At 70.3% G+C, this 24,451-nt stretch carries 21 protein-coding genes and 2 pseudogenes; 9 read left to right on the forward strand and 14 right to left on the reverse strand.

The window, feature by feature from the left end; all coding sequences use genetic code 11:
• Positions 1-36: 36 nt before the first annotated feature.
• The 3 genes from BFF78_RS47330 to BFF78_RS01435 form a co-directional block, all read right to left on the reverse strand.
• Entirely contained in the window at positions 37-447 is a 411-nt protein-coding gene (locus tag BFF78_RS47330; RefSeq protein ID WP_227025665.1) for a hypothetical protein, read from the reverse strand.
• A gap of 75 nt (positions 448-522) precedes the next feature.
• Positions 523-1,497 (reverse strand): aldo/keto reductase, encoded by a 975-nt coding sequence (locus BFF78_RS01430; protein WP_069776571.1) that lies wholly within the window; start codon positions 1,495-1,497, stop codon positions 523-525.
• A 10-nt stretch (positions 1,498-1,507) separates the two neighbouring features.
• A complete protein-coding gene (locus BFF78_RS01435; protein WP_069776572.1) occupies positions 1,508-2,470 on the reverse strand; it encodes an alpha/beta hydrolase in 963 nt (320 codons plus the stop codon).
• A 130-nt stretch (positions 2,471-2,600) separates the two neighbouring features.
• Between BFF78_RS01435 and BFF78_RS01440 the strand changes: the two genes are divergently transcribed.
• The 3 genes from BFF78_RS01440 to BFF78_RS01445 all read left to right on the forward strand — a co-directional run bounded on the left by BFF78_RS01440 (position 2,601) and on the right by BFF78_RS01445 (position 5,498).
• Positions 2,601-3,254: a TetR/AcrR family transcriptional regulator gene (locus tag BFF78_RS01440; RefSeq protein ID WP_069776573.1), complete on the forward strand. Its 654-nt coding sequence runs from the start codon at positions 2,601-2,603 to the stop codon at positions 3,252-3,254.
• A gap of 893 nt (positions 3,255-4,147) precedes the next feature.
• Positions 4,148-4,825: a transposase gene (locus BFF78_RS49620; protein ID WP_159032923.1), complete on the forward strand. Its 678-nt coding sequence runs from the start codon at positions 4,148-4,150 to the stop codon at positions 4,823-4,825.
• Entirely contained in the window at positions 4,749-5,498 is a 750-nt protein-coding gene (locus BFF78_RS01445) for an IS5/IS1182 family transposase (protein ID WP_069776574.1), read from the forward strand. The genes BFF78_RS49620 and BFF78_RS01445 overlap by 77 nt, the downstream gene beginning before the upstream one ends.
• Positions 5,499-5,769: 271 nt before the next feature.
• Here the strand turns inward: BFF78_RS01445 and BFF78_RS01450 are convergent.
• From BFF78_RS01450 to BFF78_RS01460, 3 genes and pseudogenes are all read right to left on the reverse strand, one after another.
• Positions 5,770-6,185, reverse strand: a pseudogene (locus BFF78_RS01450) (DUF4267 domain-containing protein).
• Positions 6,186-6,428: 243 nt separating this feature from the next.
• On the reverse strand, positions 6,429-7,178 hold the full coding sequence (locus BFF78_RS01455; protein WP_069776575.1) for an IS5/IS1182 family transposase: 750 nt from the start codon (positions 7,176-7,178) through the stop codon (positions 6,429-6,431).
• A gap of 205 nt (positions 7,179-7,383) precedes the next feature.
• Entirely contained in the window at positions 7,384-7,830 is a 447-nt protein-coding gene (locus BFF78_RS01460; protein WP_069776576.1) for an anthrone oxygenase family protein, read from the reverse strand.
• Between the two features lie 89 nt (positions 7,831-7,919).
• Between BFF78_RS01460 and BFF78_RS01465 the strand changes: the two genes are divergently transcribed.
• Together BFF78_RS01465 and BFF78_RS47715 are read left to right on the forward strand one after the other, a co-directional pair.
• Positions 7,920-8,498 carry a TetR/AcrR family transcriptional regulator gene (locus BFF78_RS01465; RefSeq protein WP_069776577.1) on the forward strand — a complete coding sequence of 193 codons (579 nt, stop codon included), beginning with the start codon at positions 7,920-7,922 and terminating at the stop codon, positions 8,496-8,498.
• Positions 8,499-8,621: 123 nt separating this feature from the next.
• Positions 8,622-8,780 (forward strand): annotated as a pseudogene (locus tag BFF78_RS47715) (IS5/IS1182 family transposase); the annotation flags it as partial.
• A gap of 104 nt (positions 8,781-8,884) precedes the next feature.
• Here BFF78_RS47715 and BFF78_RS01475 read toward each other — a convergent pair.
• The 6 genes from BFF78_RS01475 to BFF78_RS01500 all read right to left on the reverse strand — a co-directional run bounded on the left by BFF78_RS01475 (position 8,885) and on the right by BFF78_RS01500 (position 14,372).
• Complete coding sequence (locus BFF78_RS01475) at positions 8,885-9,631, reverse strand: phosphotransferase family protein (protein ID WP_069776578.1); 747 nt, start codon at positions 9,629-9,631, stop codon at positions 8,885-8,887.
• 654 nt (positions 9,632-10,285) lie between these two features.
• Positions 10,286-11,305, reverse strand: coding sequence for a hypothetical protein (locus BFF78_RS45940; RefSeq protein ID WP_159032924.1), 1,020 nt, complete (start codon positions 11,303-11,305; stop codon positions 10,286-10,288).
• A 221-nt stretch (positions 11,306-11,526) separates the two neighbouring features.
• A complete protein-coding gene (locus BFF78_RS01485; protein WP_069776580.1) occupies positions 11,527-12,213 on the reverse strand; it encodes a restriction endonuclease in 687 nt (228 codons plus the stop codon).
• Positions 12,210-12,476, reverse strand: a complete 267-nt coding sequence (locus BFF78_RS01490; protein WP_227025666.1) for a hypothetical protein — start codon at positions 12,474-12,476, stop codon at positions 12,210-12,212. Before BFF78_RS01490 ends, BFF78_RS01485 begins: the two co-directional genes overlap by 4 nt.
• Before the next feature lie 685 nt (positions 12,477-13,161).
• Positions 13,162-13,980, reverse strand: coding sequence for a hypothetical protein (locus BFF78_RS01495; protein WP_069776582.1), 819 nt, complete (start codon positions 13,978-13,980; stop codon positions 13,162-13,164).
• 5 nt (positions 13,981-13,985) lie between these two features.
• A complete protein-coding gene (locus BFF78_RS01500) occupies positions 13,986-14,372 on the reverse strand; it encodes a hypothetical protein (protein WP_069776583.1) in 387 nt (128 codons plus the stop codon).
• A 68-nt stretch (positions 14,373-14,440) separates the two neighbouring features.
• Between BFF78_RS01500 and BFF78_RS01505 the strand changes: the two genes are divergently transcribed.
• Entirely contained in the window at positions 14,441-18,862 is a 4,422-nt protein-coding gene (locus tag BFF78_RS01505; protein WP_069776584.1) for a CHAT domain-containing protein, read from the forward strand.
• A gap of 136 nt (positions 18,863-18,998) precedes the next feature.
• Here the strand turns inward: BFF78_RS01505 and BFF78_RS01510 are convergent, their stop codons facing one another.
• Positions 18,999-19,568: a TetR/AcrR family transcriptional regulator gene (locus BFF78_RS01510; RefSeq protein WP_069776585.1), complete on the reverse strand. Its 570-nt coding sequence runs from the start codon at positions 19,566-19,568 to the stop codon at positions 18,999-19,001.
• 73 nt (positions 19,569-19,641) lie between these two features.
• Here BFF78_RS01510 and BFF78_RS01515 point away from each other — a divergent pair, with 73 nt between their 5' ends.
• Positions 19,642-20,493, forward strand: coding sequence for a patatin-like phospholipase family protein (locus BFF78_RS01515; RefSeq protein ID WP_079161093.1), 852 nt, complete (start codon positions 19,642-19,644; stop codon positions 20,491-20,493).
• A 1,064-nt stretch (positions 20,494-21,557) separates the two neighbouring features.
• On the opposite strand, the gene BFF78_RS01520 is transcribed toward BFF78_RS01515, so the two are convergent.
• Positions 21,558-22,538 (reverse strand): helix-turn-helix domain-containing protein, encoded by a 981-nt coding sequence (locus tag BFF78_RS01520; protein ID WP_069776586.1) that lies wholly within the window; start codon positions 22,536-22,538, stop codon positions 21,558-21,560.
• A gap of 260 nt (positions 22,539-22,798) precedes the next feature.
• Here BFF78_RS01520 and BFF78_RS01525 point away from each other — a divergent pair, with 260 nt between their 5' ends.
• Together BFF78_RS01525 and BFF78_RS01530 are read left to right on the forward strand one after the other, a co-directional pair.
• A complete protein-coding gene (locus BFF78_RS01525) occupies positions 22,799-23,251 on the forward strand; it encodes a hypothetical protein (protein WP_069776587.1) in 453 nt (150 codons plus the stop codon).
• A gap of 213 nt (positions 23,252-23,464) precedes the next feature.
• Positions 23,465-24,403, forward strand: coding sequence for a hypothetical protein (locus tag BFF78_RS01530; protein ID WP_069776588.1), 939 nt, complete (start codon positions 23,465-23,467; stop codon positions 24,401-24,403).
• Positions 24,404-24,451: the final 48 nt, after the last annotated feature.

Below are 24,451 nucleotides of genomic sequence, written 5' to 3' on the forward strand. Positions count from 1 at the left end.
CGCGATGGTTGCGTGCGGAGTCGAACCGAGGCGTCGTCACGCCGGTCGCCTTCTTCTCCACAGCGATGTGACCGCGAGAACGCCCGCCAGACAGGGAATCGTCCCGGCCCACCCCAGCTCCGGCGGCAGTCCGGTCGCGCCGGAGGTGTCCTTGGTCAGCAGCCCGGCCAGTCCGGCGCTGGTACCGAGGATGAACATCACGGTCGCGGCGGGGCGGGCCCACCGCTTGCCTGCCTTGACGGCCCAGGCCGCCGTGAGCCAGCCAAGGACGCCGAGCGCTCCGATGACGGACGACACGACCAGGTACGTGGCGACGGCCGAGTCGACCCGCGCCTGGGAGTAGTCGGGATAGCCGGCCCGGATGTGGTCGGCCAGCAGATGGGTGGTGCCGCGATCGACGTACGTGGCGATCGTCGCGAGGACAGTGAGCGCCAGGCCCACGTACATCGCTGCGACTGGCCCTCGTACATGGGGTGGTTGCGTCATCAGGATGCCTCTCTCGTCAGTCCTCTTCATTTCTCTTCATTGGTCGATCAGGGCGATGCCGTGGTCGCCGTATCGGGCCCCCCGGGCCCCGGTATCGGGGACGACGGCGTCGATGTCACCGAGGTCGGTGGCGGTCAGGTGCAGGTCGAGGGCGGCCAGGTTGTCGCGCAGGTGGGTGCGACGGGAGCTGCCGGGGATGGGGATGACGTCGCTGCCGCGGGTGAGGAGCCAGGCGAGGGCGATCTGGGCGGGGGTGGCGTTCTTGGCGGCGAGGTGGGTGATGGCGTCGACGATGGCCAGGTTGGCCTTGAGGTCTTCGCCGTTGTAGCGGGGAGCGGTGGCGCGGAAGTCGCCGGGTTCGTAGCGCGTGGTGCTGCGGACGGCCCCGGTGAGCAGGCCCCGGCCGAGAGGGCTGTAGGCGATCAGGGTGGCGCCGAGACTGCGGATCGTGGGCAGGATGTCGGTTTCGACATGGCGTTCCCACAGCGAGTACTCGGTCTGGACGGCGCTGATCGGATGGACGGCGTGGGCGCGGCGGAGGGTGGCGGCCGAGACTTCGGACAGGCCGATGTGGCCCACCTTGCCCTGGGCGACCATGTCGGCCAGGGCGCCGACGGACTCCTCGACAGGGACGGCAGGGTCGATACGGGCGAGGTAGTAGAGGTCGAGGTGATCGGTGCGCAGCCGGCGCAACGACGCTTCGCAGGCAAGCCGCAGATCGTTGGGTGAGCCGGCGGGCACCAGGCCCTCGGCGGTGCGGCGGACTCCGGTCTTGGTGGCCAGCACGGCGCGGTCGCGGTGCGGTGCGAGGGTTCGGCCGAGGAGTTCCTCGTTTGCTCCGTCGTCGTAGAAGTCGCCGGTGTCGAACATGGTGACGCCCGAATCGAGGGCCTCCAGCACAGTGGCCGCAGCCTCGCGTGGGTCAGTGGGGCCGTAGGTGCCGGTCATGCTCATGCAGCCGAGGCCAAGTCGGGAGACCGCCGTGCCATCGGGTCCAAGTGTGCGGTGCACTATTCCTCCGTCACTTTGCCAGGGCCGCGCGGAGGAACGCGAGGATCTCCGCCTGGGCGGCCTCGGCCTGTGGTTCCACGCCGGGCAGGGTGAGGAACGCGTGCTTTGCGCCTGGGTATTCGGAGAGCCGCACAGAGGTCCCTGCCTCGCGCAGCCGCTCGGCGTAGCGGCGGCCGTGGTCGGCGACCGCGTCCTGGGTGGGCACCACCACCAGCGCCGGGGCGAGCCCGCTCAGGTCGTCCGCATACAGCGGCGAGACGGCGTCGGCGCCGAATCCCGGCGGGACGGCGAGCCGTTGGAAGAGCCGCAGTAGCGGCAGGGCCCGGGTCGGGCTGTATGCGTACTCGGCGATCGAGGGGTACTCAAACATCGTCCCGGTCACGTCGACTGCGGGGTTGACCAGCACCTGCGCCTTGAGCTCCAGCCCGGCCTCCCTGGCCCGGATGGCCGTCAGCGCGCTGATCAGCGCGCCGCAGCTCTCACCGAAGACGGCCGCGTGCGCCGGGTCGACGCCCCACTGCGCGGCGTGCCGAATCACGTGCCGGAGCACGTCCCAGCCGTCGTCGGCGGCGTTCACGAGTGGGCTGCCGGGGGCGAGGAGGCGGTGCTCGACCGAGACGACGAGGGCGGGCAGCCGCGCGGCGAGGTGGCTGTTGGTCCAGTCGCACTGCACCGCCGTGCCCACGAAGCTGCCTCCGTGGACATGGACCACCAGTGGCAGGTCGGTTCGGGCTGCGACTTCGTCGTCTCCCGTCGGCGCCGGCCGGTAGACCCGGACCCGTAGGTCGCGGCCGGGCAGCGCGATCTCCTGCCAATCGATCGCGGCGCCGGTGTCCGGCTCTCCCAGGATCGCCCGCGCCGCGCTGGAGGCCCGGAAGCGGTTCTCCGCGTCGCGGTAGGCACACAGTTCCTCGGCCGTTATCACCGAGAAGTCCGGCTCCGGCGGTCGTAACGCGGTAGTGAGCTCGCTCATGTCTCCTTCTCCCCTCCCGGCCGGATGCCGGGTGCGTCGTTGTGGCCGGGCAGTGCGTTGCCATCATTATGCACGCAGTGCGTGCATCAGCAAGTGCATAGGTTAGGCTGGGCCGGACGAGAGGGGCGAGATGGCTGGCCGAAAGCGATGGTCGACCGAGGAGATCCTGGACACGGCGGCGGAACTGCTGCGCACGAGCGACGCCGAGTCGTTCAGCGTGCGCAAACTCGCCGCAGTGCTCGGGACCGACTCCTCCAGCCTCTACCGGCACTTCCGCAACAAGACCGAACTGCTGCGCGCCGCTGCCGACCGGATCCTGCTGGCCGCCATGGACGGCTACCGCCCCGAAGGCGACTGGCAGCAGCGCATCACCGCCCTGGGCCTACGCCTGTGCGAGGCGTTCGGCGAGCAGCCCCAACTCGCCGTGGTGTGGGGACACTACGGGTCCGGCGGCACCGGATCCCGATTGGTCATGGAGGAGCTGCTGCAGTCCCTGCGCGCATCCGGCCTGCCCGACGAGGAGGTCCCGGTGCGATACCACCGCATCGTCATCCTCCTCGCCGCGCTGATCTCCTCCGAGGCCGGCATCAGCACCCTCACCCCCAAGGAGTACGAACAGGGCATGGAGCAGTTCCGCGTCGCCGTGCTCGGCGCCGACCCCGAACGCTTCCCCGCCCTGGCCCACTTCGCCCGCGACATCCGCCCCCTCGGAGCAGACCGCCGCGCCGCATTCGAAGAGATCCTCGCCACCCACCTCGCCCACATCGAGACCCAGATCCCCTGACGTGCCGGATCACGCGTGCCATGCGGTCGGGTCGGCCCGGTGCCGCAGGCCCGGTGCAGGAAGCAACGGCCGAGGAAGTTGACGTGGTCGTACCGGAGCGAGGAGGCCCGGGCGGTCGTTCAGACCGAGCCTGCCCGGCCGCCCACCGACTGAGCAGTGGGCACTCCGGGCACGGGGACGGGGGCCGGGTACCTTGGCCGCCGCCGCGGCTGCGGCCGTTTCGAGGTGGGCGTTCATGTCCAGCTCGAACCGGCCCGTAGGGGTTCACACTCGAAGTCCGGCGGCAGATCGTCCTCCGGGTTCCGCCACCGGTTCGCCCCCGCACCCAGATTTCCCGCCGCCGCAGCGCGTCCCGGAGGCTGACCAGCCCACACAGCTCGTCCGGGATGCGCTCTGCCCGGCCGCGCTCATCCACCACCGCCTTGCGCCACTCCTCGCCCACCACCCCGCCCAGCGGGATCTTCTCCGACCTCGTCGAAGAACGCTCCCTCCTTGGCGACGGGTTAGCGCGGGCGGAGCCGCCCGCCCTGAAGGGCTGGGGCGAGATCGCGGTGGACCTGAAGATCCTCACCGCTCGCCACTATGACCTGGCGGCCGACCGCAACGCGGGCCATCAACCGCCTGCGGGCTCAGCTGCTGGAGTACTTCCCCGCCCTGGAGCGGGCGTTCGGCTACGCCGCGCCCAAAGGCCCGCTCACTCTGCTGACTGTCTATCAGATGCTGGCAGCCCTGCGCCGGATCGGTGCGAGACGGCTGACGAGTTCGTTGAAGAACCGCAGGGTCCGTGGCGCCCAGGCCCTGGCGGACACTGCAGCGGCCGCGGCGCAGGCCCAGCACACCGCTGTCGCCGGAAGGCCACGGCCGCAGCCGCGGTCTGCACCCTGGCCAAGGCCGTGCTGGCGCTGGACGAGGAGATCGCCGGCATCGACCTGCAGATCGCTGCCCGCTTCCGTGAGCAGCGCGACGCGGAAGTGATCGTCAGCATGCCCGGAATGGGTTCGTTGTTGGGGGCGGAGTTCATTACCTGCACCGGAAAGGACTTGGACGCCTTCGGCAGCACGGGACGGCTTGCCGGAGTCGCCGGTCTCGCGCCGGTCCCACGGGACTCAGGCCGGATCAGCGGAAACATGCGCCGACCACATCGCTACCACCGCCGGCTCCCGCGCGTCTTCTACCTCTCGGCCCAGATCGCCGCGCGCTTCTGCCCTACGTCGAAGACGTTCTACGACCGCAAGAGGAACAAGGGCAAGAGCCACAAGCAGGCGATCCTCGCACTCGCTCGCCGTCGGCTCGACGTCCTGTGGCTCTCATCCGGGATCAACGGCACTGGACGCCCGAGCCGCCCCAGCCGGCTTGACAAGGACGATTGGGAATCAGTGAGCTCTTTCAGTGTGGCCACTGATCGGGTGACGGGTCGGTGTCCCACAACGCACGAGGCTCCCGTGCCGTTGAGAGAGGTGTTCGACGTCTCAACTCATCAGCGCAGGAGCCTCGTTGGTTCCCTATACTGCCGCACTCGACCTGCCGCACGCCCTCGTCGAGTGGGTAACCATGCTCATCGTCACCCGTGAGGGTGACCGACGCTGCAAGCTCCCGCCTCACCAGCGTGCTCTCGTCGCCCTGGTCTACCTGCGCCGGCACGACCCGCTTACGCAGATCGCCGCCGGGTTCGGCATATCCGTCGGCACCGCCCACGCCTACGTCACTGCCGTCGTCGACCACCTCGCCCGGCGGGCGCCCGGCCTGCTGCGAGTCCTGAGGGAGACCGATCCTGAGCACGTCCTGCTCGACGGCACGCTCGCCGAGTGCGACCGGGTCGGCGACAGCCGGGCCGACTTCTCGCACAAGCACCGCCGACACGGCGTGAACGTGCAGGTCGTCGCCGATCCCGCGGGCGAGCTGCTGTGGATCTCGCCCACACTGCCCGGACGCACCCACGACCTGACCGCAGCCCGCACCCACCGAATCATCCGGATCTGCGAACGCCAGGGCGTGCCCATCCTCGCCGACCGCGCCTACATCGGGGCCGGCCCCTGGGTGACCACGCCGATCAGGCGACTCCCGCACCAGGACCTCAACCCGACCCAGCGGACGATCAACCGAGCCCTGTCGGCGGCGCGGGCGCCAGTCGAACGAAGCATCGCGAGACTGAAGTCCTGGCGGATCTTCCGCAGAGCCCGCTGCAGCCCCAACCGCATGACGGCCATCGCCAAAGCCGTCCTCACCCTCGAGAGGCAACGCTGAAAACCCTCAGTCACATCAACCTGAATGTTTGCCGGCGAACACCACTGAAGATTCAGCGTAGTGAAGCCCTGAAGGTCACATTTCGCGATCTCCGTACGGCCCTTCTCGATCTTGTTCGGGCAAAGGACCGTTTATGAGAGTCAGGGCAGGGGGCCGCGCTGCGCCATCCCGGAGAAACGGGTCCAGGCCGCCGCCCGCTGGAAGAAGATCGCGCGCCTCGCCTTTCCCAGCAGGCACTGACAGGCGAATACCGACACGCGCCAGGGTGGCGTTAGGCGGTCTGCGGGGCGGGTGTTGCCGGAGCGGCTGCGGCCTTGCGGGTCTCGCGCATTATCAGCAGGCCGTTGACCACCATCAGTGTCGCGGTCAGGCCGTGGACGCCGAGCGCGGTGGCCACGGAGCCGTGGTGGGCCAGCACGGTGGCCATGTCGCCGTACGCGGCGAGGGCCTCCACCAGCAGCACCCAGCCCAGCGCCCGGCGGTGGCCGTCACCAGCAGGATGCCCAGGACCAGGGCCAAGACGACGTCGCGGATTCCCTTGATGATCAGGAAGCCGTCGCCGTCGCCGGACGGCCAGCTCGGCAGGCCGAAGCCCGGCGCCGTCGTCTCCGGGCTCAGGATGAACTCCGCCCCGAACCAGAGGATGAAGGCGGCGGCCAGTACGGTATTGATCTTCTTCAGCGACATTGTTCTTCTCCTTGTGAGCCTTCGTCAGCTTGGTGAGCTTCATGGAGCTTGCTGAGTCGCGTGGGGCCTGATCAGGCCACGCGGACGCGGCCGATCAAGGGGCGTAGCTTGCCGGGATCGCAGTAGTGGGATCGGAGCGGCAGCTGCGTTCCCGAATGTCGGGATTGGGGTGGTCAGCTGCCGCCCGGGGAGTGGGGACTGTGCGCCATCGGCGCGGCGTCGGCCCGCGGTCAGTGAGGGTTTTCAGCGTTGCCTCTCGAGGGTGAGGACGGCTTTGGCGATGACCGTCATGCGGTTGGGGCTGCAGCGGGCTCTGCGGAAGATCCGCCAGGACTTCAGTCTCGCGATGCTTCGTTCGACTGGCGCCCGCGCCGCCGACAGGGCTCGGTTGATCGTCCGCTGGGTCGGGGTGAGGTCCTGGTGCGGGAGTCGCCTGATCGGCGTGGTCACCCAGGGGCCGGCCCCGATGTAGGCGCGGTCGGCGAGGATGGGCACGCCCTGGCGTTCGCAGATCCGGATGATTCGGTGGGTGCGGGCTGCGGTCAGGTCGTGGGTGCGTCCGGGCAGTGTGGGCGAGATCCACAGCAGCTCGCCCGCAGGATCGGCGACGACCTGCACGTTCACGCCGTGTCGGCGGTGCTTGTGCGAGAAGTCGGCCCGGCTGTCGCCGACCCGGTCGCACTCGGCGAGCGTGCCGTCGAGCAGGACGTGCTCAGGATCGGTCTCCCTCAGGACTCGCAGCAGGCCGGGCGCCCGCCGGGCGAGGTGGTCGACGACGGCAGTGACGTAGGCGTGGGCGGTGCCGACGGATATGCCGAACCCGGCGGCGATCTGCGTAAGCGGGTCGTGCCGGCGCAGGTAGACCAGGGCGACGAGAGCACGCTGGTGAGGCGGGAGCTTGCAGCGTCGGTCACCCTCACGGGTGACGATGAGCATGGTTACCCACTCGACGAGGGCGTGCGGCAGGTCGAGTGCGGCAGTATAGGGAACCAACGAGGCTCCTGCGCTGATGAGTTGAGACGTCGAACACCTCTCTCAACGGCACGGGAGCCTCGTGCGTTGTGGGACACCGACCCGTCACCCGATCAGAGGCCACACTGAAAGAGCTCAGTAATCCGGAGCCCTCTCGGGCTCACCTCGACGGGGCGAAAGCCGTCGATACAGGGGCGAACCAGCGCATGTCGCGGCAGCGGTGGTATCAGACGAGGGCGGTGGCGAGCAGGGCGAAGGCGGCGATGATGACGGCGACGCGGACGTAGTGGTAGCGGTCCCAGCGGTTCATCTGCTCCTTCCAGTCGGCGGGCCGGTTCTCGGGGGTCCAGGTCTTGCCCCGGTTGTTGATCGGGACGAGCAGCAGCATCGACATGACCACGCTGACGATCAGCAGTCCGGCGGCGGTGGCGACGAGTCCGGCACCGGGGTGGTGCCATCCGGCGACGGCCCAGATCGCGCTGAGGACGAGCGAGCCGATGTACCAGAACGGCATCAGGGCGCCGAGCATCCGGCCGCCGTGGGCGCGGCCGAGCTGGCCGCTGTCCTCGGGAAGCGCGTCCAGGATCCGGTTCATGATGAAGGCGACGGAGACCTCCACCCCCACCATCAGGCCGACGATGACGGTGGTGACGACCTCGAGTGCGTTGAGCATGACGATCCCTCCTGAACTAGCGTTGCTAGATGATGAGGCAACGCTAGTACTGCTGTCGCTCGCTTGTCTAGCGATGCTAGAATCAATACATGTCGGTACAGGAACGCAAGCAGCGCGAACGTGCGGAGCGCGAGCGCCTCATCGTGGCGACAGCCCGCGAACTCGCCGAGCAGCAGGGCTGGGACGCAGTCACCACCCGCCGGCTCGCCGAGCGGATCGAATACAGTCAGCCCGTCCTCTACAGCCACTTCCGCGGCAAGCGCGAGATCATCGGCGCCGTCGCCCTTCAGGGCGCCACCGAGATGGCCACGGCGGTGCGGGCCGCGACCTCCGCCGCGGACGGCCCGCGCGCCCGGGTCGCCGCCCTGGCCCGCGCCTACCTCGACTTCGCCGTACGCAACCCGGCGGTCTACGACGCCTTGTTCCAGCTCGACGGCGGCCTGGCATACGCGCAGGAGGACACCCCCGAGCCTCTGAAGGACGCCTTCGCCGCCCTGCTGGAGACTCTCGCCGACGTCGCCGGCGACGGCGTGCCCCCGGGGCTGTTCACCGAGGTGTTCTGGGCGGCCCTGCACGGCCTTGCGACCCTGACCCGTGCGGGCCGCCTGCTGCCCGAGGACGCCGAGCCGAGGGTGGAGCTGCTGGTGGACCGGCTCGCCAAGCTCTGACACACCGACCCGGCGGGCACGCAGCCGGGGCCCTCGGGCCCGCCACTGCCTGCCTGCGGCAACGCTTCCGGTCACCCGCGTCCACACGGCGCAGCCGCAGACCGCCGGGCTCCGCACCCCAGACGGGACACCGGGCACGGCTCCGGCCTGGGCGTGTACCGCTGGGTCGTGGGAGGAGCGATCGCGCTGCTGCACTGGTTCCGCCGCCTGCGCATCCGCTGGGAGATCCGCGACGACATCCACCACGCGTTCGTCGCCCTCGGCTGCGCCGTCATCTGCTGACAACTGCGCACCGCACTTTGTTGAGCGTAGGGCGGGCGATCGCCCCAGGGGATCCCCTACTCGATGCGTCAGAACGCACACGTAGCAGACGAGCCCGCGCAGCCTCACATCCGGGATCTCAGCACGTCGACCTCACAGCCCGGCGCGAAGGGGTCGAAGCCGTGCTCGATCAGCCAGCGGACCGCCAGCAGGCTTCGCAACGACCACCACGCGTGAATCACGTCGAGGTCGACGTCGGTGCCATAGCCGGCGATGACGTCGTCGAGGTGCTCCTCGTGTCCGAGCGTGAAGGTGGCGAGGTCGTACAGGGCATCACCCTGGCCCGCCTCGGACCAGTCGATGATGCCGGTGACCTCGCCGCCGTCGACAAAGACGTGCGCGATCTGCAGGTCGCCGTGCGTGAACGCCGGAGTCCACGGCCGGAGCGCGGCCTCGGCAACCTGGCGGTTGCGGATGACCAGGTCAGCGGGCAGGACACCGTTCGTCACGAGCAACTCGCACTCGTCGTCGAGTTCCGCCGCCAACGCGACGATGCTCCGCCCGGCCCGGCCGGCCCGGACCGGCAACGGCGCGTCATGCAGTTTTCGGATTACGGCGCCCGCCGTGGCCCACGCCGCCGGCGATCCGGTCGACGGCCCGCCGAGGCGCCCGAGCGTCGTCCCCGGTAGTGCAGCCATCGCGAGCACGGGCGGCTTACACCACAGGACCTCCGGGGTCGGGACCGGCGCCAGGGCCATCGCCTCGACCTCGACGTCGATGCGCGCCTGATCGGCGTCCACCTTCAAGAACACGTCGCCGACGCGCAGGGTCGCGCGTTCGGAATGGGCGACGACGACTTTGACCTCATCCATGGGCGACCAGTATCCCGGGGATGACCGCCGACGTCGCCGGGTTTATCGCGTGCGATTACGCGGCTGACCACGTCCCGCTACCCGGCGGCCTCGTCCACGACACCAATCTCTGACCAGGGCAAACCCACCACTTTTGTGAGGAGTCCTAAGCCCGCTCCGGAGCGAGAAGACAAGCGCCCGGCGGGAGCAGCCGTTCGACATGCCCGGTGGCCAACTACCGGTCGACTAAATGGCCGGCTACGACACGCCACGACGCGATGACCTGCGCCTGTCCGCCCGCCTCCGGCCATCTATCGCGCGAAGTCACACGCGCCGCTCTCGCCCGTTCCCTCACCCCCCCGGCTCCCTCACCCCCCCGGCTCCCTCACCCCCCCGGCTCCCCCGCTCCCCCGCTCCCCCGCTCCCCCGCTCCTCCGCTCGATGCTCCTCGCACCGGCCGGCGAACTCGCCGGTGGGGCAAGCACACACAGCCCGCCGTGCGAGCCAGGTGCCACAGCCGAATGGGCGCCCACATCCCGACGCTGATGACAAGGACAGCGCGTCGCACCCTGCCACCAGCACCCCTCCCGCTGTCCGCAGCACCAGCGCCGACGACTCTCCCGTCTGCCTCCTCAAAGTCCGCCACTCACAGCCGGGCCCTGGTTGGACTGCCCATCAGAAGGGCGGAAGGATCTTCTCCAGTCGGGATGCGATGGCTCCCTCGTTACGGCCCAGTTCGCGGGCCATCTCCGCCACCGGCACCTCGTCCGCATGCATGCGGGCCAGCCTCTCGTCCTCTTCGGGACTCCACCGCTCGTACGCCCGCGGATGGCTTTGCCGTTTCTCCGCCACGGTGTACGCCTTGGGCTGAGCAGCCTGTGCCTGCACTGAGGCGGAATGCCTCGGCGCAGGTACCAGATCGGCTGGATAGGGCGCGAGTTTGAGACTGTAGAGCTTCCAGCGGATCGCGTTCTCGGATCGCCCCAACTCGCCTGCGAGTTCGGCGACTTCCTTGCCCGACTGATGCAGTCGGCACAGGCGCTCTTCATCCTCCGGTGTCCACGCGGCGCCTGGGCGGACCGCACGACCGCCGTCCGCCGCACCAGCCGCACCAGCCGCCGGCGACGCTCTGGCGGTGGAAGAGGCCGCTGTCGCGGCGGCCGAGTCCGCGGATGCTGCGGCAGCCGCAGTGATCAGCCGTCCCATTGCGCCCAGATCGGCCAGAGGCAACTCTCCCGTCAGCTCCCCCTGAATGACACCGTCGGCAGAACAGACCAGGACCGTCACCTCCGCCCGGCCCTCGATCGCCGGCTCCACGGCCAGGCAGTAGCGGCGACCGGCCTCGACGACCTCCAACGTGACCCGGGGAGGAGCGGTCTCTGCACCCGGTGACGTCATGTGAGCGGGTGCGACACTACGGCGATCCGGCGGATACGGAGGGGCAAGTAGCTCGTGAACATGCCAGGACGCCGTCACCTCACGCCCATCGTCGAGTCGGCAGGCGCTCTGGCTGGCTTCCAGGTCACACGTGGCGACCAACACGGTCAACGTCTGCCCGGCGAACACACCGGCCTCCTCCACGGGCCCGTTCGCCATGGTCAAGGTTCCGGTAGACGGTTGCGGATCAGCAATCGCTGCGTCTCGATCACCCCGCCAGACACCGTCCTGGTCACGGAAGGCGTACAAAAGAATCACGCAGGAAGCCCCCCTTCATCAACTGGTCAATCCTTCTGTTCAGGCAGCGGCCACGACAGGAAGACCGCGCCCCGCAGCATGCCGGTCCCGCGCACGCACCGGCCCGCCAAGCTCGTACCCTTGGACGTGGCGACAACGTGCGCAACTGCTCTCACATACACAGCCGGAGCAAGCAAGGCGCAGGGCGAGGAACGGTGCGCCAACGGGGTCGGCAGCAGAGCTCAGGAGAGCTGTGACGGCCTGTGAGGCGGTGGGAGGGCGGGCAGCAGTTCCCACAAAGGCCTCGAACTCGCGGCCCACGACGCCAGTACATGACGGTCGACGAGGTGCAGCCGCTGCTGCCGGGCGAAGACCCGGCCGGGCTGGGTAATCCTGCCGTTGGTCACCATCACCACGACATCGCCTTTGTGGACCGGGCGGCCTGTGCCGTTGAGCACCTGTAGCTCCGGGGTGCCCACCGGCGCGCCCTGGGCACCGTTGCGGCGGTGTTTGCACTGGATCACCCAGCGCCGTCCCAGCGGATCGGTGGCCTTCACGTCCGCTCCCAGGTCGCCCCGCCCGCCGACCTGGAGGGCATCGCCGCAGCCGTCCCGGTACATCAGATCCCGGATCGCGTGCTCGAACTGGCGGTGGGACAGTGCATCCAGCTGCGCCAGTTGATAACGCAGAGCCCGTGCCCGGTTCCGTTCCTGCTCCGCGCGCTGCATGCGCTGCCGCCACCACCAGGAGCCGCCCAGGACCACGAGGACAGCCGCTATCAGGAGCAGCCACCAGTGCGCGAGGAGCCAGTGGACCACCATCACCGCGATCACGGCCCCTGCGGCGGCAGCCGGTATGGCGGCCTGCGCGTTCTTCTGACCACGTCGGCGGCCCGTGGTTCGTCGCTTGGCCGGTGGGCGCCGGGTCATCGCTCAGCCCCCAGCGTGGAGAGGTCGATCGGGTACGACACCGTCGGCTGAGGTGCCGACTTCCTCGGCCCGGGGGCATCGAACTTGATCGGGTACGACACGGTCGGACGCGGCACGGCATCCCTTGAAAAGCTGCCGGTGTGGTGGTCGAAGTGGATCGGATAGGTCACCGACGGCCGGCGCGGCGCGCTGTCCGTTCCCTTCGCCGTCGAGGCATGGCCGATGCCGAACACGGCCAGGCCGAAGACAGCGAAGATGGTCATCTCCCGGCGCGCGCCCGGCGCCCATCGGGAGTGTCCGCGTACTGGCGTCCCGTCGGAGCGCACGTACGGCCGGACAATCGGCATGTGGTCCTCCCCCAGTGATCGTGTGTCTTCCCCGCAATCACTGACATGCTGACGGCCGCCACTGACAACGGATCACGTCCGATCGCCCAACTCTCCCTATCCAGCGAGCTGTTCAGGCCAGCACGGGACATGCGGCCGCGGTTGGACGCCTGGTTTGGAGGCGCCGGGGATACAGGTCGCGCCTTGCCGGCGATCCTGCCCGCGTGAGGATGCCGAAAGCACCCTCACCTGGGCAGTCGGGCCATGCCTGGCTCCGCGCGCACTCACTCAGAGCACGGTTGCGGGCCGGTCACCGATCCAGGCATCCGAAGATGGATCCGGCCAATTCCATGAAGCAGTCTCCAAAGGCGGCGTCTGCGGCGAACCGATCACGCCGTGAGGGCGGGCAGGGCGACGGCTCAGTCGCTCTGCATCATCCGCACACCATCGCCCGCAGTTTCTCCCGCGAGGCCGGTCGGGGCAGCATCAACCCCCATGCACCGCCAACGACTCCGATCACCACCACCGGCACGTGAACGACCGGCTGTAGTACCGGCATGAAACACGCAACGAGGAGCCGTGCACATGGGCGGCGTCGCTGTCGGACCCTCCACTGTCCTGCTCATGGCTGCGCGCTCGGCTGCTCCGTCTCGCGCAGCGCGAACGCCGCCTCCGTCGTACGGCACAGCGCCTGCACCGCATGACGCAGCGAGCGCCAGGAGGCCAGGCCGAGGAGGATGCCGAAGGGGGCCGCGGGCCACCACCAGGCGCCGAGCACCGTGAACGCCGCGCTCCAGGCGAGGGCCTCGCAGGCCGCGTCATAGGCGTCGCGGGCCTCGGCCAGCGCGGCGCGGGGCTGGTCGGCCGCACCGAGCAGGAGGGTGGTCCAGCCGCTGACGACGTCGCCGCCGGTCTCCCGTGCGACGTTCTCCTCGGTGCGGCGGAGGCGGTCGCCGGACCAGGTCGGTGACTGCGGCCGCCCGCCCGTCCTGGCCCGGGCGGCCCGCGCGTCGAGCCGGTCGGCGCGCAGCGCGTGGCCGTCGGCGCGGGCCCGCACGGACCGCCGGGCCAGCACGTCGGGTTCGACCCAGCGCCGTACCCGCCACTTGGTCACCCGCCGGCCCACTGACATCAGCCACCACGGCCAGGCCCCGGACGCAAGAGAGCCGATCGCGGCCGCCGCATAGGGGACGGCGAACGCGGTCCCCACCACCGGCACCGCGACGAGCACCAGCGAGGCGACGGCGTCCGCGGACAATCCGCCGCCCGTCCGCAGCGCCTCGGCGATCCGCTCGCGCGCGAGGGCGATGTCGTTCCAGTGGGCATGGCCCAACTCCCCGCCGCCGACGACCGCGACGACGACGAACAGCGCGGCGGGCAGCAGCCGCCGCAGGAACCAGCCGTCGGGTATGCGCTTCTGCAGCTCGATGAGCAGGCCCACCGCGGTCAGCCGTCCACCAGGCGCATCGGCCCTCCGGCCAGCTCACAGGCCGGTGTGACGGTCGCCGCCCCGTCGCGCAGTTCGACCCGGGCGCAGCGGCTCGTGGGGCAGACCCAGCCCACCGACCGCGGGGTCGGGGCGCCGGGCCAGTCGCCGACGCCCATGGTGGCGGGCAGTCCGAGCCCGTTCGGGACGCCGGCCGACTCGACCGCGTCGTGCAGCGTGCGTACGGCGTCCCGCCACTCGGCACCGGCCGGATCGGCGTCTCGTACGACCGGGAAGGCCGACTCCCAGACGGCGGAGGAGACGAGCGGGCGCAGCTCCTCGACATTGCGGCACAGGTATTCCACGGCGTCCTCGTACACACCGCGCGCCTTCGCCCCGTCTGCCACCCCGGCCTCCCTCGAAGTCCTGTATAAACACTGCTTACTGACAGTCGATCAGACTAATGTAGGCGGCGATGTCCGAGCTTCGGGAACGGGTGGTCGAACGCCTGACCACGGCGCACAGCACCGGCGATACCGCGCTTCTGCGTGACCAGGAGGCGGTGGCCGACGCGCTGGCTTTGCTGGGTGAGGCGGCACCGTCGCCCGAGGGTTCGATCGATCTCGAAGCGGTGGCGGCCGTGTTCTGGACGTTCTGGGGCCGTCACCAGGGCGCCGAGGACCCGGAGGCCGCACAGAACATAGCGGTCGGGGTCGCCGCCTTCGGCTTCCTGTGCCCGCGCCTGCCCGAGGAGGCCGGACTCCCCGCATCCTTGAAGGAGAACTTCGACCCCGCCGACCCGTCCCACGAGGCGCGGTTCGCGCACCTGGTGTGCTCGGTGCATGCCGACGTCGCGGTGAACGGAGCACCTCGAGAGCGGGCGGCGGCGCTCGACCGCGCGCTCGCCTGGTCGGACGCCGCTCTCGGGTCCGTACGCGCCGACGACCACGTGGGTTTCGTCGAACTGGCCATCTACGCACACGACTTGTGGATGTGTCGATTCCAGACGGAGGCCGACCCGGACGGGCTGGTCGCCGCCGCCCGCTACGGTCGGGAGGTGTGCATGCGGCTGGCCGCCGAGCCGGGCCTGTTCGACCCCGACGGGGCGCGGGCGGCGGCCGCGGCCTGTCTGCGCACGGTGGTGGACTCCGCCAGGCTGCTCGGCACCCCCCGGCTCGCGCAGGTCGAACGGCTGGTCGCGGCCGTACCGGACGACGCCCTCACCCCGGAGACCGCGGACGGGCTGCGGTTCCTGCGGAGGCTGGACGCCCAGCCCGTCACCTGGCCCGGTGAACGCGACCTGCGCGTCGGCGCGGTGATCGCCGACGCGGGCGTCGCCGAGCAGGACGCGGGCCGTGTCGCGTGCGGTGTACGCCGGCTGCGGGCGGCCCTCGCCGACACCCCGGCCACTCACCCCGAACGTACCGCGGTCACCGTCGCCCTCGGCCGGGCGCTCGCCGCGCTCGCGCGGGCGTGCGACGACGCCGACGCGGCCTTGGAGGCGACCGAACTGCTCGCCTCCGCTGGCGCCTTGAGCGACGAGCACAGCGAGATGCTCGCCGCGTACCGGGAGTTCGAGTCGTTGAGCGAGAGCGACGACCCGGAGGCCCTGGGACGGGCCGCACCGCTGCTCGGTCGCTTCGCCGTATGGGAAAGGGAGCGTGCCGCCCGCGAGGGCCGACCGATCGACCTCGATCTCGAAGTCCTCTCCCTGACCGCCGGATTCGAGCCGGACGACAGCGCCGACGAACGCATCGGCCGCTACCGCTCCGCCCTCGCCGTCCTCCCGGCCGATCATCCGAACCGGCATGCTCACGTCGCGGTCCTGGCAGCCCTCACCGGGCTGCGAGCCGAAGCCCTGCGCTCCAGCGCGCCCGCCCGCGCCGGACTGCTGGACGTCGAGTGCCGCGAGCTTACCGAGGAGACGCTCACCGCCGCCCCGCCCGGTTTCCCGGCGACGAACCTGCTGCGCCGCGGACTCTTCGAGGCCGCGCTGCCGGTCGCCGCCCTCGCCATCACGGCGGACGTCACGCGGGAGGAGGACATGCCCGACGAACTCCGCCGGACGCTCACCCAGTTGTCCCGGATGGCCGATGTCCGCCTCGACAGTCCCGAGCACCTCGACTCCGACATCGCGACCATCCGGGAACTCCTCGACGCCACGGACGAGGACGACCCGCAGCTGCGCCGGCACCTGGCGGGAGTCCTCGGCAGCGCCCTGTCCGCCAGCGTCGCGGAACGGCCCGATCCCGCCGTCCTCGAAGAGGTCGTACAACTGCTGCGCTACGCCGGCGCCGACTCCGGCGACGCGCCCGGCGGGTTCGACCGGATACTCGCCCACGCCCTCACCGTCCTGTCGGCGGGCTCCTTCGACGCGGAAGGCGCGCGTGAGGCGGCGGCTCTGCTCGCCTCGGCGCCCGGCCCCGCCCCGCTGACTCCCGAAGAGGCGACCCTTCACGAAGGCGCGGGGGTGACCCCAACCGACCGGGAGGTGCTGGCAGCGCGCACGGAGTTCCACAACGCCCTGCAGAACTACCTGTTCGGCCATGAGCCCGCGCAGTTGGAGCGAGCCCGGCGGATCGCCCACCGGTTGCGGGAGATCACCCGTGCCGGGGCGAGCGACGGGCAGGACCCGCCCTGGTACGACCTGATGGGCGACGCCTACGCCGACCTGGTCGAAACCGTGGGTCCGGGCGGCCCGCGGCCCGACCTCGACGACACGGTCGTCGAACAGTGCCGCAGGACGTTCGAGGCTTGCCCCATCGGACATCCGATGCGGCCCATGGTGACGATGACGCTCGCCAGGGTCCTGATGCAGCGCGCCGCCGCCCTGCGCACCAGCGAACCGGAGCGGTCGCGGGCGCTGCTCGCCGAGACGCAGGACCTGGAGGGCGTCCTGAGAGAGGCGAGCCCGGACGGGGCACCGATGGACATGGCCGGCATGATCAGCGCGGTCGTCGACCTCATCGGCCGGGGCCGCCTCCCGGAAGTGTCCACCTCAGACGCCCCCGGTCCCGCACGCCGACCCGAGGTCTCCGGGACGGACGACGCCCCCGAACCGGCAGCGGCGGACGGCGGCCTGTTCGGCTCGCTCTCAGCCATCCTCGACCCCCTCCGTTCCCGCCTCGCCGGCCACCCGGCCCCCGATGACTGGCACAACCCCGCCCTTCCCGTGTGGATGCGCGCCCATGGCGAGATAGGCGCGGCGGCCGGCGCGCTCGGCCGCCGGGAGCCGCGGATCGACCTGGCACTGGCGCATCTCGAAGCGGCCGTCGAGGCGATGGCTCAGATCACCGACCGGGGCAGTGACCAGACGTCCGCCGAGCACGGTCTGTCGACCTTCGAGGGCGACATCAGGTCGATCGTCGAGCTGATCCTTTCCTCCCTCGAACTGCGCGAGTCCGCCTCGCAGATCGCCGAGCGGGTGCAGATCCTGGATCGGGGCGTGCGAGCTCTGGAGGCGGGACAGATGCCCGACCTCGATGGACTCCCCATCCTGGACCACACGGTCCGGGGCCCCGACGTGGTCCGTACCGCCGAACTGCTGGAGCGCGGCCGGGGCCTGCTACTGGCACGCCGCATCGAGGCCCGCGCCGACATCGGCGATCTGCAGGCCGCGCACCCCGAACTGGCCGAGGAATTCGAGCGGTTGACCGACCGGATCGACACACGGCCCGAGTCGGCGGCCGCCGGGGCCGCCGAGTGGACCCGGCTCGCAGGCCTGCGCGCGTCCAAAGAACTGGACGATCTCGTACGGCGCATCCGTACGCGGCCGGGCTTCGAGGGCTTCCTGCGGCCGCTGACCGCAGAGGAGTCCAAGGCGCTCGCGACCGAAGGCCCCGTCGTCGTCCTCAACCACGGCAAGCGCTACTGCCACGCCCTCGTCATCACCCAGCGGTCGTTCACGGCCCTGCGCCTCGAGGCCGAGGCCGAGGAGATCACCGACGCGGCGCGCCGGCTGCGCGACGCCGTCGACGCCATCAACGCGCAGGGCACGTCCCGCCCCTCCCCGCTTCAACTCGTCGCCGCGGGCAAGGAGGTCCGTGAGACGCTGGCGTGGACCTGGCACAGGATCGTGCACCCGGTCCTGGAGTCCGTCGGGGCGGTGGAACCCGTCCCGCGCCACGACACGTGGCCGCGCATCTGGTGGGTGCCGACCGGACCGTTCAGCGCCCTGCCGCTGCACGCGGCCGAGTGCACGGCGTCCGACTGCGCCGCGGACGGCTGCGGTGCGGCCCTCGACGCCGTGGTGTCGTCGTACGCGCCCGGCCTGCAGACCCTTGCGTACGCACGAGCACGCGCCCGGCAGCGCGACACGGCCGACCACGGCAGCGCCCTGCTGGTCGCCGCGCCCGAGGACGATCTCCCCGGCGTGGCGGCGGCAGCGGCCCACGCGGCCGAACTCCTCGGCGCACAGGCGCCGTTGATCGGCCCGGCCGCCACCCGCGAGGCCGTGCTCGCCGCGCTGCACGACGCCTCATGGGCCCATTTCGGCTGCCACGCGGCAACGGACCCGGCGGAGCCCTCCGGCGCGCTGCTGCATCTGCCCGGCGGCGATACGGTCTCGGTCCTGGAGATCTGCCGGGTCCGCCCGCGTTCGGCACGGCTCGCCTTCCTCACGGCCTGCGGCACCGCGCGCACCGCCGAACGCCTCGTGGACGAGGCCATTCACATCACGAGCTCGTTCCTGCTGGCAGGCTTCCCGGCGGCGGTCGGCACGCTGTGGAAGATCGACAGCACGCACGCGGACCACATGACGCGGGACTTCTACCGCCGTACGACTGCTCCCGACAGCCCCGGTGCCGCGCACGCCCTGCACGACACCGTCCGCCAGTTACGACGCCGCATCCCGGACAGGCCGCACATCTGGGCGGCCTACGTCCACGCGGGGGCGTAGGCACCCCTGGCAGACACAGGTCCATCTGGGCTCGCCTGCCCGGCGTCCGGTCCTCGAACCGGTGTTCCGTCGGTGGTGCGGGCCCTGGTCTCGGAACCGGCCGCTGCGGCGGGGCCGGTAGCCGACAGGCGAGAGTTCAGGGTGCGGGCGCCTGCAGGAGGGCGGCGAACTGTTCCAGGGCGAGATCGGTGCGCTCGCGTTCGCCGGTGGTGGTCAGGTCGAACAGCAGGCCTCGCATGACGGCCATGACGAGGGTGGGGGTGGCGGTGTCGTCGTTCCCGGTGGCGATGTCGGCGAAGACGGTGCTCAGTGGGCCGAACCAGTCGGTGACGGCCCCCGCCTGGTCCGGGTAGTGCTCTGGGTGGGCCAGCAGGTCGGCGTGGACTTCGAAGAACAGCCGGACGAACGGGGCGCGCTCGGGCGCACTCAGCCACGTCCAGATCCCGCGCAGCCGCTCCTGGACGGTGGCGCCGCTCGGCGGCAGGCCGTGCGCGAGGCGCTCAGCGCCGCGCCGGCGCGCCTCGGCGAGAACCGCTGTCACCAACTCCTGCTTGCTGCCGAAGTCGTACAGCAGCATCCGCGGGCTGGTACCCAGTGCCACGGCCAGCGGACGAAGACTCAACCCGGCCAGCCCCTCCGCGAGGACATGGTCGGTGGCCTGTGCCAGAACGCGGTCACGCCGGGCGGGATCGGCAGGTCGTCCCACGGTGCACCGTCCTCTCGCGCGATAGCCGCGTGCCAGTATATGACACAGTCGTTTCAATAACGGAGGGAGAGCCATGGAGACCGACGGCATGCACGACGTGGACCGGGCGCTGGTCCTGGGGCCCGGCGGGCGTCTTGGCACCGCGTGGACAGCCGGACTGGCAGCGGGCCTGCGCAGCTTCGGGGTGGACCTGGGCGAGGCCGACCTCATCGTGGGTACCTCCGCCGGGGCGATCGTCGGAGCGGTCCTCGCCACCGGTCAGGACCCCGCCCGCCTCGCCACCGTTCCCGCCCGGCGCCCCGCCGGCGCTTCGTCCGCGCCGCGCCGCCCCGATCCGGCCGTGACGGGCGCGGTGTTCGCCGTCCTCGGCACCCCGGGCCTGGACCCTGCCGATGCCCGTCGCCGGGTGGGCCGGATCGCCCTGGGAACGCTTGACGCGGAGGCGGAGAACCGGCTGATCACCCAGCGCGCCGCGCTGATCGCCGCCGACAGCTGGCCGCGGCGCCCTCTGCTGATCCCGGCCGTCGACGCCGAGACCGGCGAGCCGGTCGTGTGGGACGCCGCCGCGGGCGTCCCCCTGGTTCGCGCGGTCGCCGCTTCCAGCGCCTTCCCCGGGATTGAGCCGCCCGTCGCCGTCGACGGCCGCCACTATCTGGACGGCGCCTTGCGAGCCGGCACCAACACCGACCTGGCGGGCGACGCCCGCACGGTGGTGGTGGTCGACCCGCTCGCCCACCGCCACCCCCACCCCACAGCCGAGGGCGCCCACATCCTGGCCCCTGATCCGGCCGCGGTGCGCCTTCTGGACGCCGAGCAGAGCGACCCTGAATCGTGGAAGGCGGCCTACCAAGCGGGCCAGGACCAGGCCGGCGCGGCAGCTGAGGAACTACGCGCGCACTGGCGTCCTGCCTCAGCCCGCGGCTGAAGGGTTCCGAGTCGCTCTTTGCCCCACTCCCTTGCGTCTTGGACGATGTGGGGAGATCGACTGAGCACGTTTGCGGGGTACCCCGAGCAGAGGCGGCGAATGTCAAGGGTGGCCGAAGGCCATCGCCTCGCGACGCCGAAGGCGCCCTCGACGGGACGTTCCTGCTCCCCGCTGCCACACCGCCGGGAAACGGCCCTCCCGGGCCGTCGGCAGACCGATCTCCGGCGCGTACCCCTGGTGGACGGTGACCGTGGAGTCCGTGCTGTGCGCACACCCGAGGGGACTCTGGACGATCTCCTCGACAGCGTCGCGGACTACGCGGTCGACGACATTTGCCAGCAGCTGGACCTCGCCGCCCGCCCCCCGTCGTCAAGCTGCGGCTGCTGCCGGCCACCGCCCGGGTCTGCGGACCTGTCTTCGACGGCAGCCTCCACGTCGGCGGAGAAGACGCCGGCTTCATCCTCGACGGTGCGCTCATCGACAGCAAGGCAACCATCCGCCGGAACGCCTCAACCGCGCAGAACCTACCAACTCGCCGGGTACCTGCCGCTCGACCACAGCGACGCACATGCCATCACCACCGTCGGGCTCTGTCTCTCACGAAAGGGCGCGCTCATCGACTGGAGCGTCGAGGCTTCCCCGGCCTGCTCGGCTCACGGCATGAACTGCATCAGGATGTGCCACGCACTCAGCGCTCTCTGAATGACCAACAAGCCCTGTGAGTAATCGAGTCCATCACCGGCGGCCACGTTACGAGAGCGGAGGCCGCAGAGGAACTGCGGGTCTCGCGAGCTGTGATCGACGAACGTCATTGGAGGTCGGAGCTATCGTCATCTCCCCGGGCCTGTTTCATTGCCGCTACCGCGACCGCGCGCCCACCGTGGCGGCGTCGAAACACTCGAGCTAAGAGCCCCTGCGGGAGGCGCAGTTCTGGGGATCGGTGGCCACGTCGCCGGGCGAAGCTGAATGCTGGAGGGTTCCGGCGGACTTCGCAACCGTCGTTATTCCCCTCGATGACGCCGATCTCCCCAGCTGGTCTGGGTCCTCGCTTGGCGTCGCTACCGCTATGCCCGGTTTGCGCCCTGGCTGGCGGCCCGGTACTCGCTTGGAGCCATGCCGACAGCGGAGCGGAAGGCGCGGGTGAAGTCGGATGCCCTCGGGTACCCCCAGCGCATCGCGATGGCGGCAATGGGAACAGTGTGTTGGGCAGGGTCTGCCAGATCCCGTCGGCAGCGGTCGAGACGCTGCTGCCGGATGACGTCACTGACCGTGCTGTGATGCTGCTGGAAGATGCGGTGCAGATAGCGCGTGGAGATGAAGTGCGCCGCGGCTATGGCGCCCGGCGTGAGACCTGGATCGTGCAGGTGGGTGGTGATGTAGGCGTTGATCCGCTCGAAGAGGACACGCTGCCGTGACCCCGCCGGAAGCAGAGTCTGCCGGTCGGCATGGTGCGCGAGCAGCGCCGCCGTCAGATCGATCGCCGTGTTACCCACCCGGATACAGTCAGCAGGCGTGAGATCCGCGTGCGTCTCGACAAGGCCGGTGAGTAATTGGCCCAGGAGCCTTCCGACACTCGCCCGACCGGACAACCGTGTCCCGCACAGCGGTGCCACGACTGTATCGGGCAGCGGCAGCAGGTGCCTGGGGAACTGCAGCAGCACGGACCGTGAAGCACCGCAGGAGCTCGGTTCGACAGCCGCGTGGAACGGCCGCGAGCTGTCGTACACCACGAGGTCGCCGGCGTTGAGCGGAGCGTACTGCCTGGCCTGTTCGATGCTCTGACGTCCACCGGTTACCAGCGCGAGCTGGTACTGCTCGGGATCGGACTGCCGGATCAGTCGAGACGTACGCCGAGACGATAACGGCGTATATGAGAGCACCGACAGCTCGGCCGGCCCGAGCGCCATGGTTTGAATGCTGGCTCTCCCGCCGGGTGCGTGGAAGCGAATCTGCGTCCTCACCAAGGCCTGCCCTGTGGTTTCGACCCAGGCTGCCAACCGGTCGGCGGGCGGTAGGTGAGCGGTGTCCAGCACTGTGGTCAGCATGACGTCCCCCCATGTGATGCCTGGTGACGCGGATGCGGGGGCAACTGCCCAGCCACCCGCCGCGACACACGATCATCACCGGCAGGCAGTGACCCCAAACAGTGCCTTGTACGCCAATTTGAGTGCGCTACTTGCTAATGACCCGACTGATGCCATGACGGAATGCTGCGTGGAGCAAGCCGACACGCCACGGGTGGCGCAGAAACTGATGCGGAGCCACCAGGGGCCAAGCAGCAGTAACGACACAGGGGGCACTTCTCATGCGCAGAATCAGGACACTGCTCACCGGAACCACCGCCGTCGGGCTTCTCACCGCCGGCCTCGTCCTGGGGGCGCCCGCGGCGCACGCGAGCGGCTCGGGCAGCTGCGTCGCCGGCGACGGATCCACGGGCAAGGGCGGCGACGGCTGCCTGTACTACCACGCGAACCAGGTGGGCGGTTACTTCGGCTCCGCCTACAGCATCAACTACCAGGGCCACACCTTCGGCGGGTGCAACAAGAACAGCTGCGACGGCGACGGCCAGGCGGTCCGCAACAACGCGGCGTCGGTCTCCAACTGGGACACCGCGTGCACCCTGCACGTCTGGGTCTACCCGCTTGGGACCAGCGGCAACATCGAGCAGTCGATCTCCCCGTGGACGGCCGGGAATCTGAACTCGACCCTCACCAACAACGAGGCTTCGCAGACCTGGAGCGGCCCAGGCGCCTGCTAGGGGGCGTGTCCGGCGGATCTCTCTGAGCCCGGCCCACCTGGCACGCACACTCGCCGCGTTGGCGAAACCGCCAAGTACGGACCAATACAAGGGCGTCCGCCGCCTTGCGATCCCACGTGCCAGAGGGCCCGGCTGACCCGAAGAGACCCGCCGGACACTGCCTAGGGCCCGCAGAGGAGACCTGAGATACCGACCGGGGAGGGCGAACCGTCCATGCACAGTGCCGCGAAGAGAAGCCGAGCCGGTTCCGCTTCGGCCGCGAGCGGCCTGCTGGTCGCGGGCCTGCTGCTGGCAGGTTGCACGGCCGGAGCAAGCTCGCCCGCCCCGGTTGCCGGGACCCCCACACCGACGGGACCGCATCAGCTCAGCGCCCTGCCGATCACGCACTACCAGCCCACCGCCGCGCAGGAAGCTGTGCTCACCCGGGCCGCGGCGGTCCTGGTGCGGGCCTGCATGAAGCGGTCCGGCCTCAACTACACAGTCCCGACGGTCACCACGGCCGGTGTCGGTGACGATCCGTCCGGTGACCTGCCGGACAACGACCCCGCGTTCGCCGCGGTTCACGGCTACCGAGATCGGAGCCAGGCCGCCGCGCAGGTCGCGCACGAGCGGCGGGCCAAGCCGGCCACGCCCTTGAACCCCAAGATCGCGACCGCCCTGGTCGGGACGAGCGCCCCGGGGCACCACGCGTCCACGGGCGGCTGCCTGGGGCAAGCCCGTCGCACCATCGCCGGTGCGGCGGCCAAGGACCCGGACGCGTTCTTCGGCAACCCCCAACTGGTCACCGACATCCGGATGAACAGCTACTTCAAGGCGCTGTCGGACGGGCGCGTCAAGGACGCGTTCAGCGCCTGGTCGACGTGCATGAAGGCGAAGGGGTTCCACTACGCGAGCCCGGTCACCGCGGTGGACGACCGCCGCTGGAGCGCGCTGCGGCCACCGACCACCCTGGAGATCAGGACCGCCACCGCCGACGTGGCCTGCAAGTACCGGCACAACGTCGACGGCGTCTTCCACGCCGTACAAGCGGCCTACGAGACCGCAGCGATCAGGGCCAACCTCGGTGCGCTCCAGGCCATCAGGACAGGCTTCGTCAACGCCCTGGCCACCGCCGCCCGGATCAACGCCGATGCCCCGGAGCGGCCAAGCTGACGAGCGCCGGGGCGCCATGCGGTGCTGCGGCGTCGCGCGCTGCGCCCT

The sequence above is a fragment of the Streptomyces fodineus genome (genome assembly GCF_001735805.1).
GTDB lineage: Bacteria > Actinomycetota > Actinomycetes > Streptomycetales > Streptomycetaceae > Streptomyces > Streptomyces fodineus.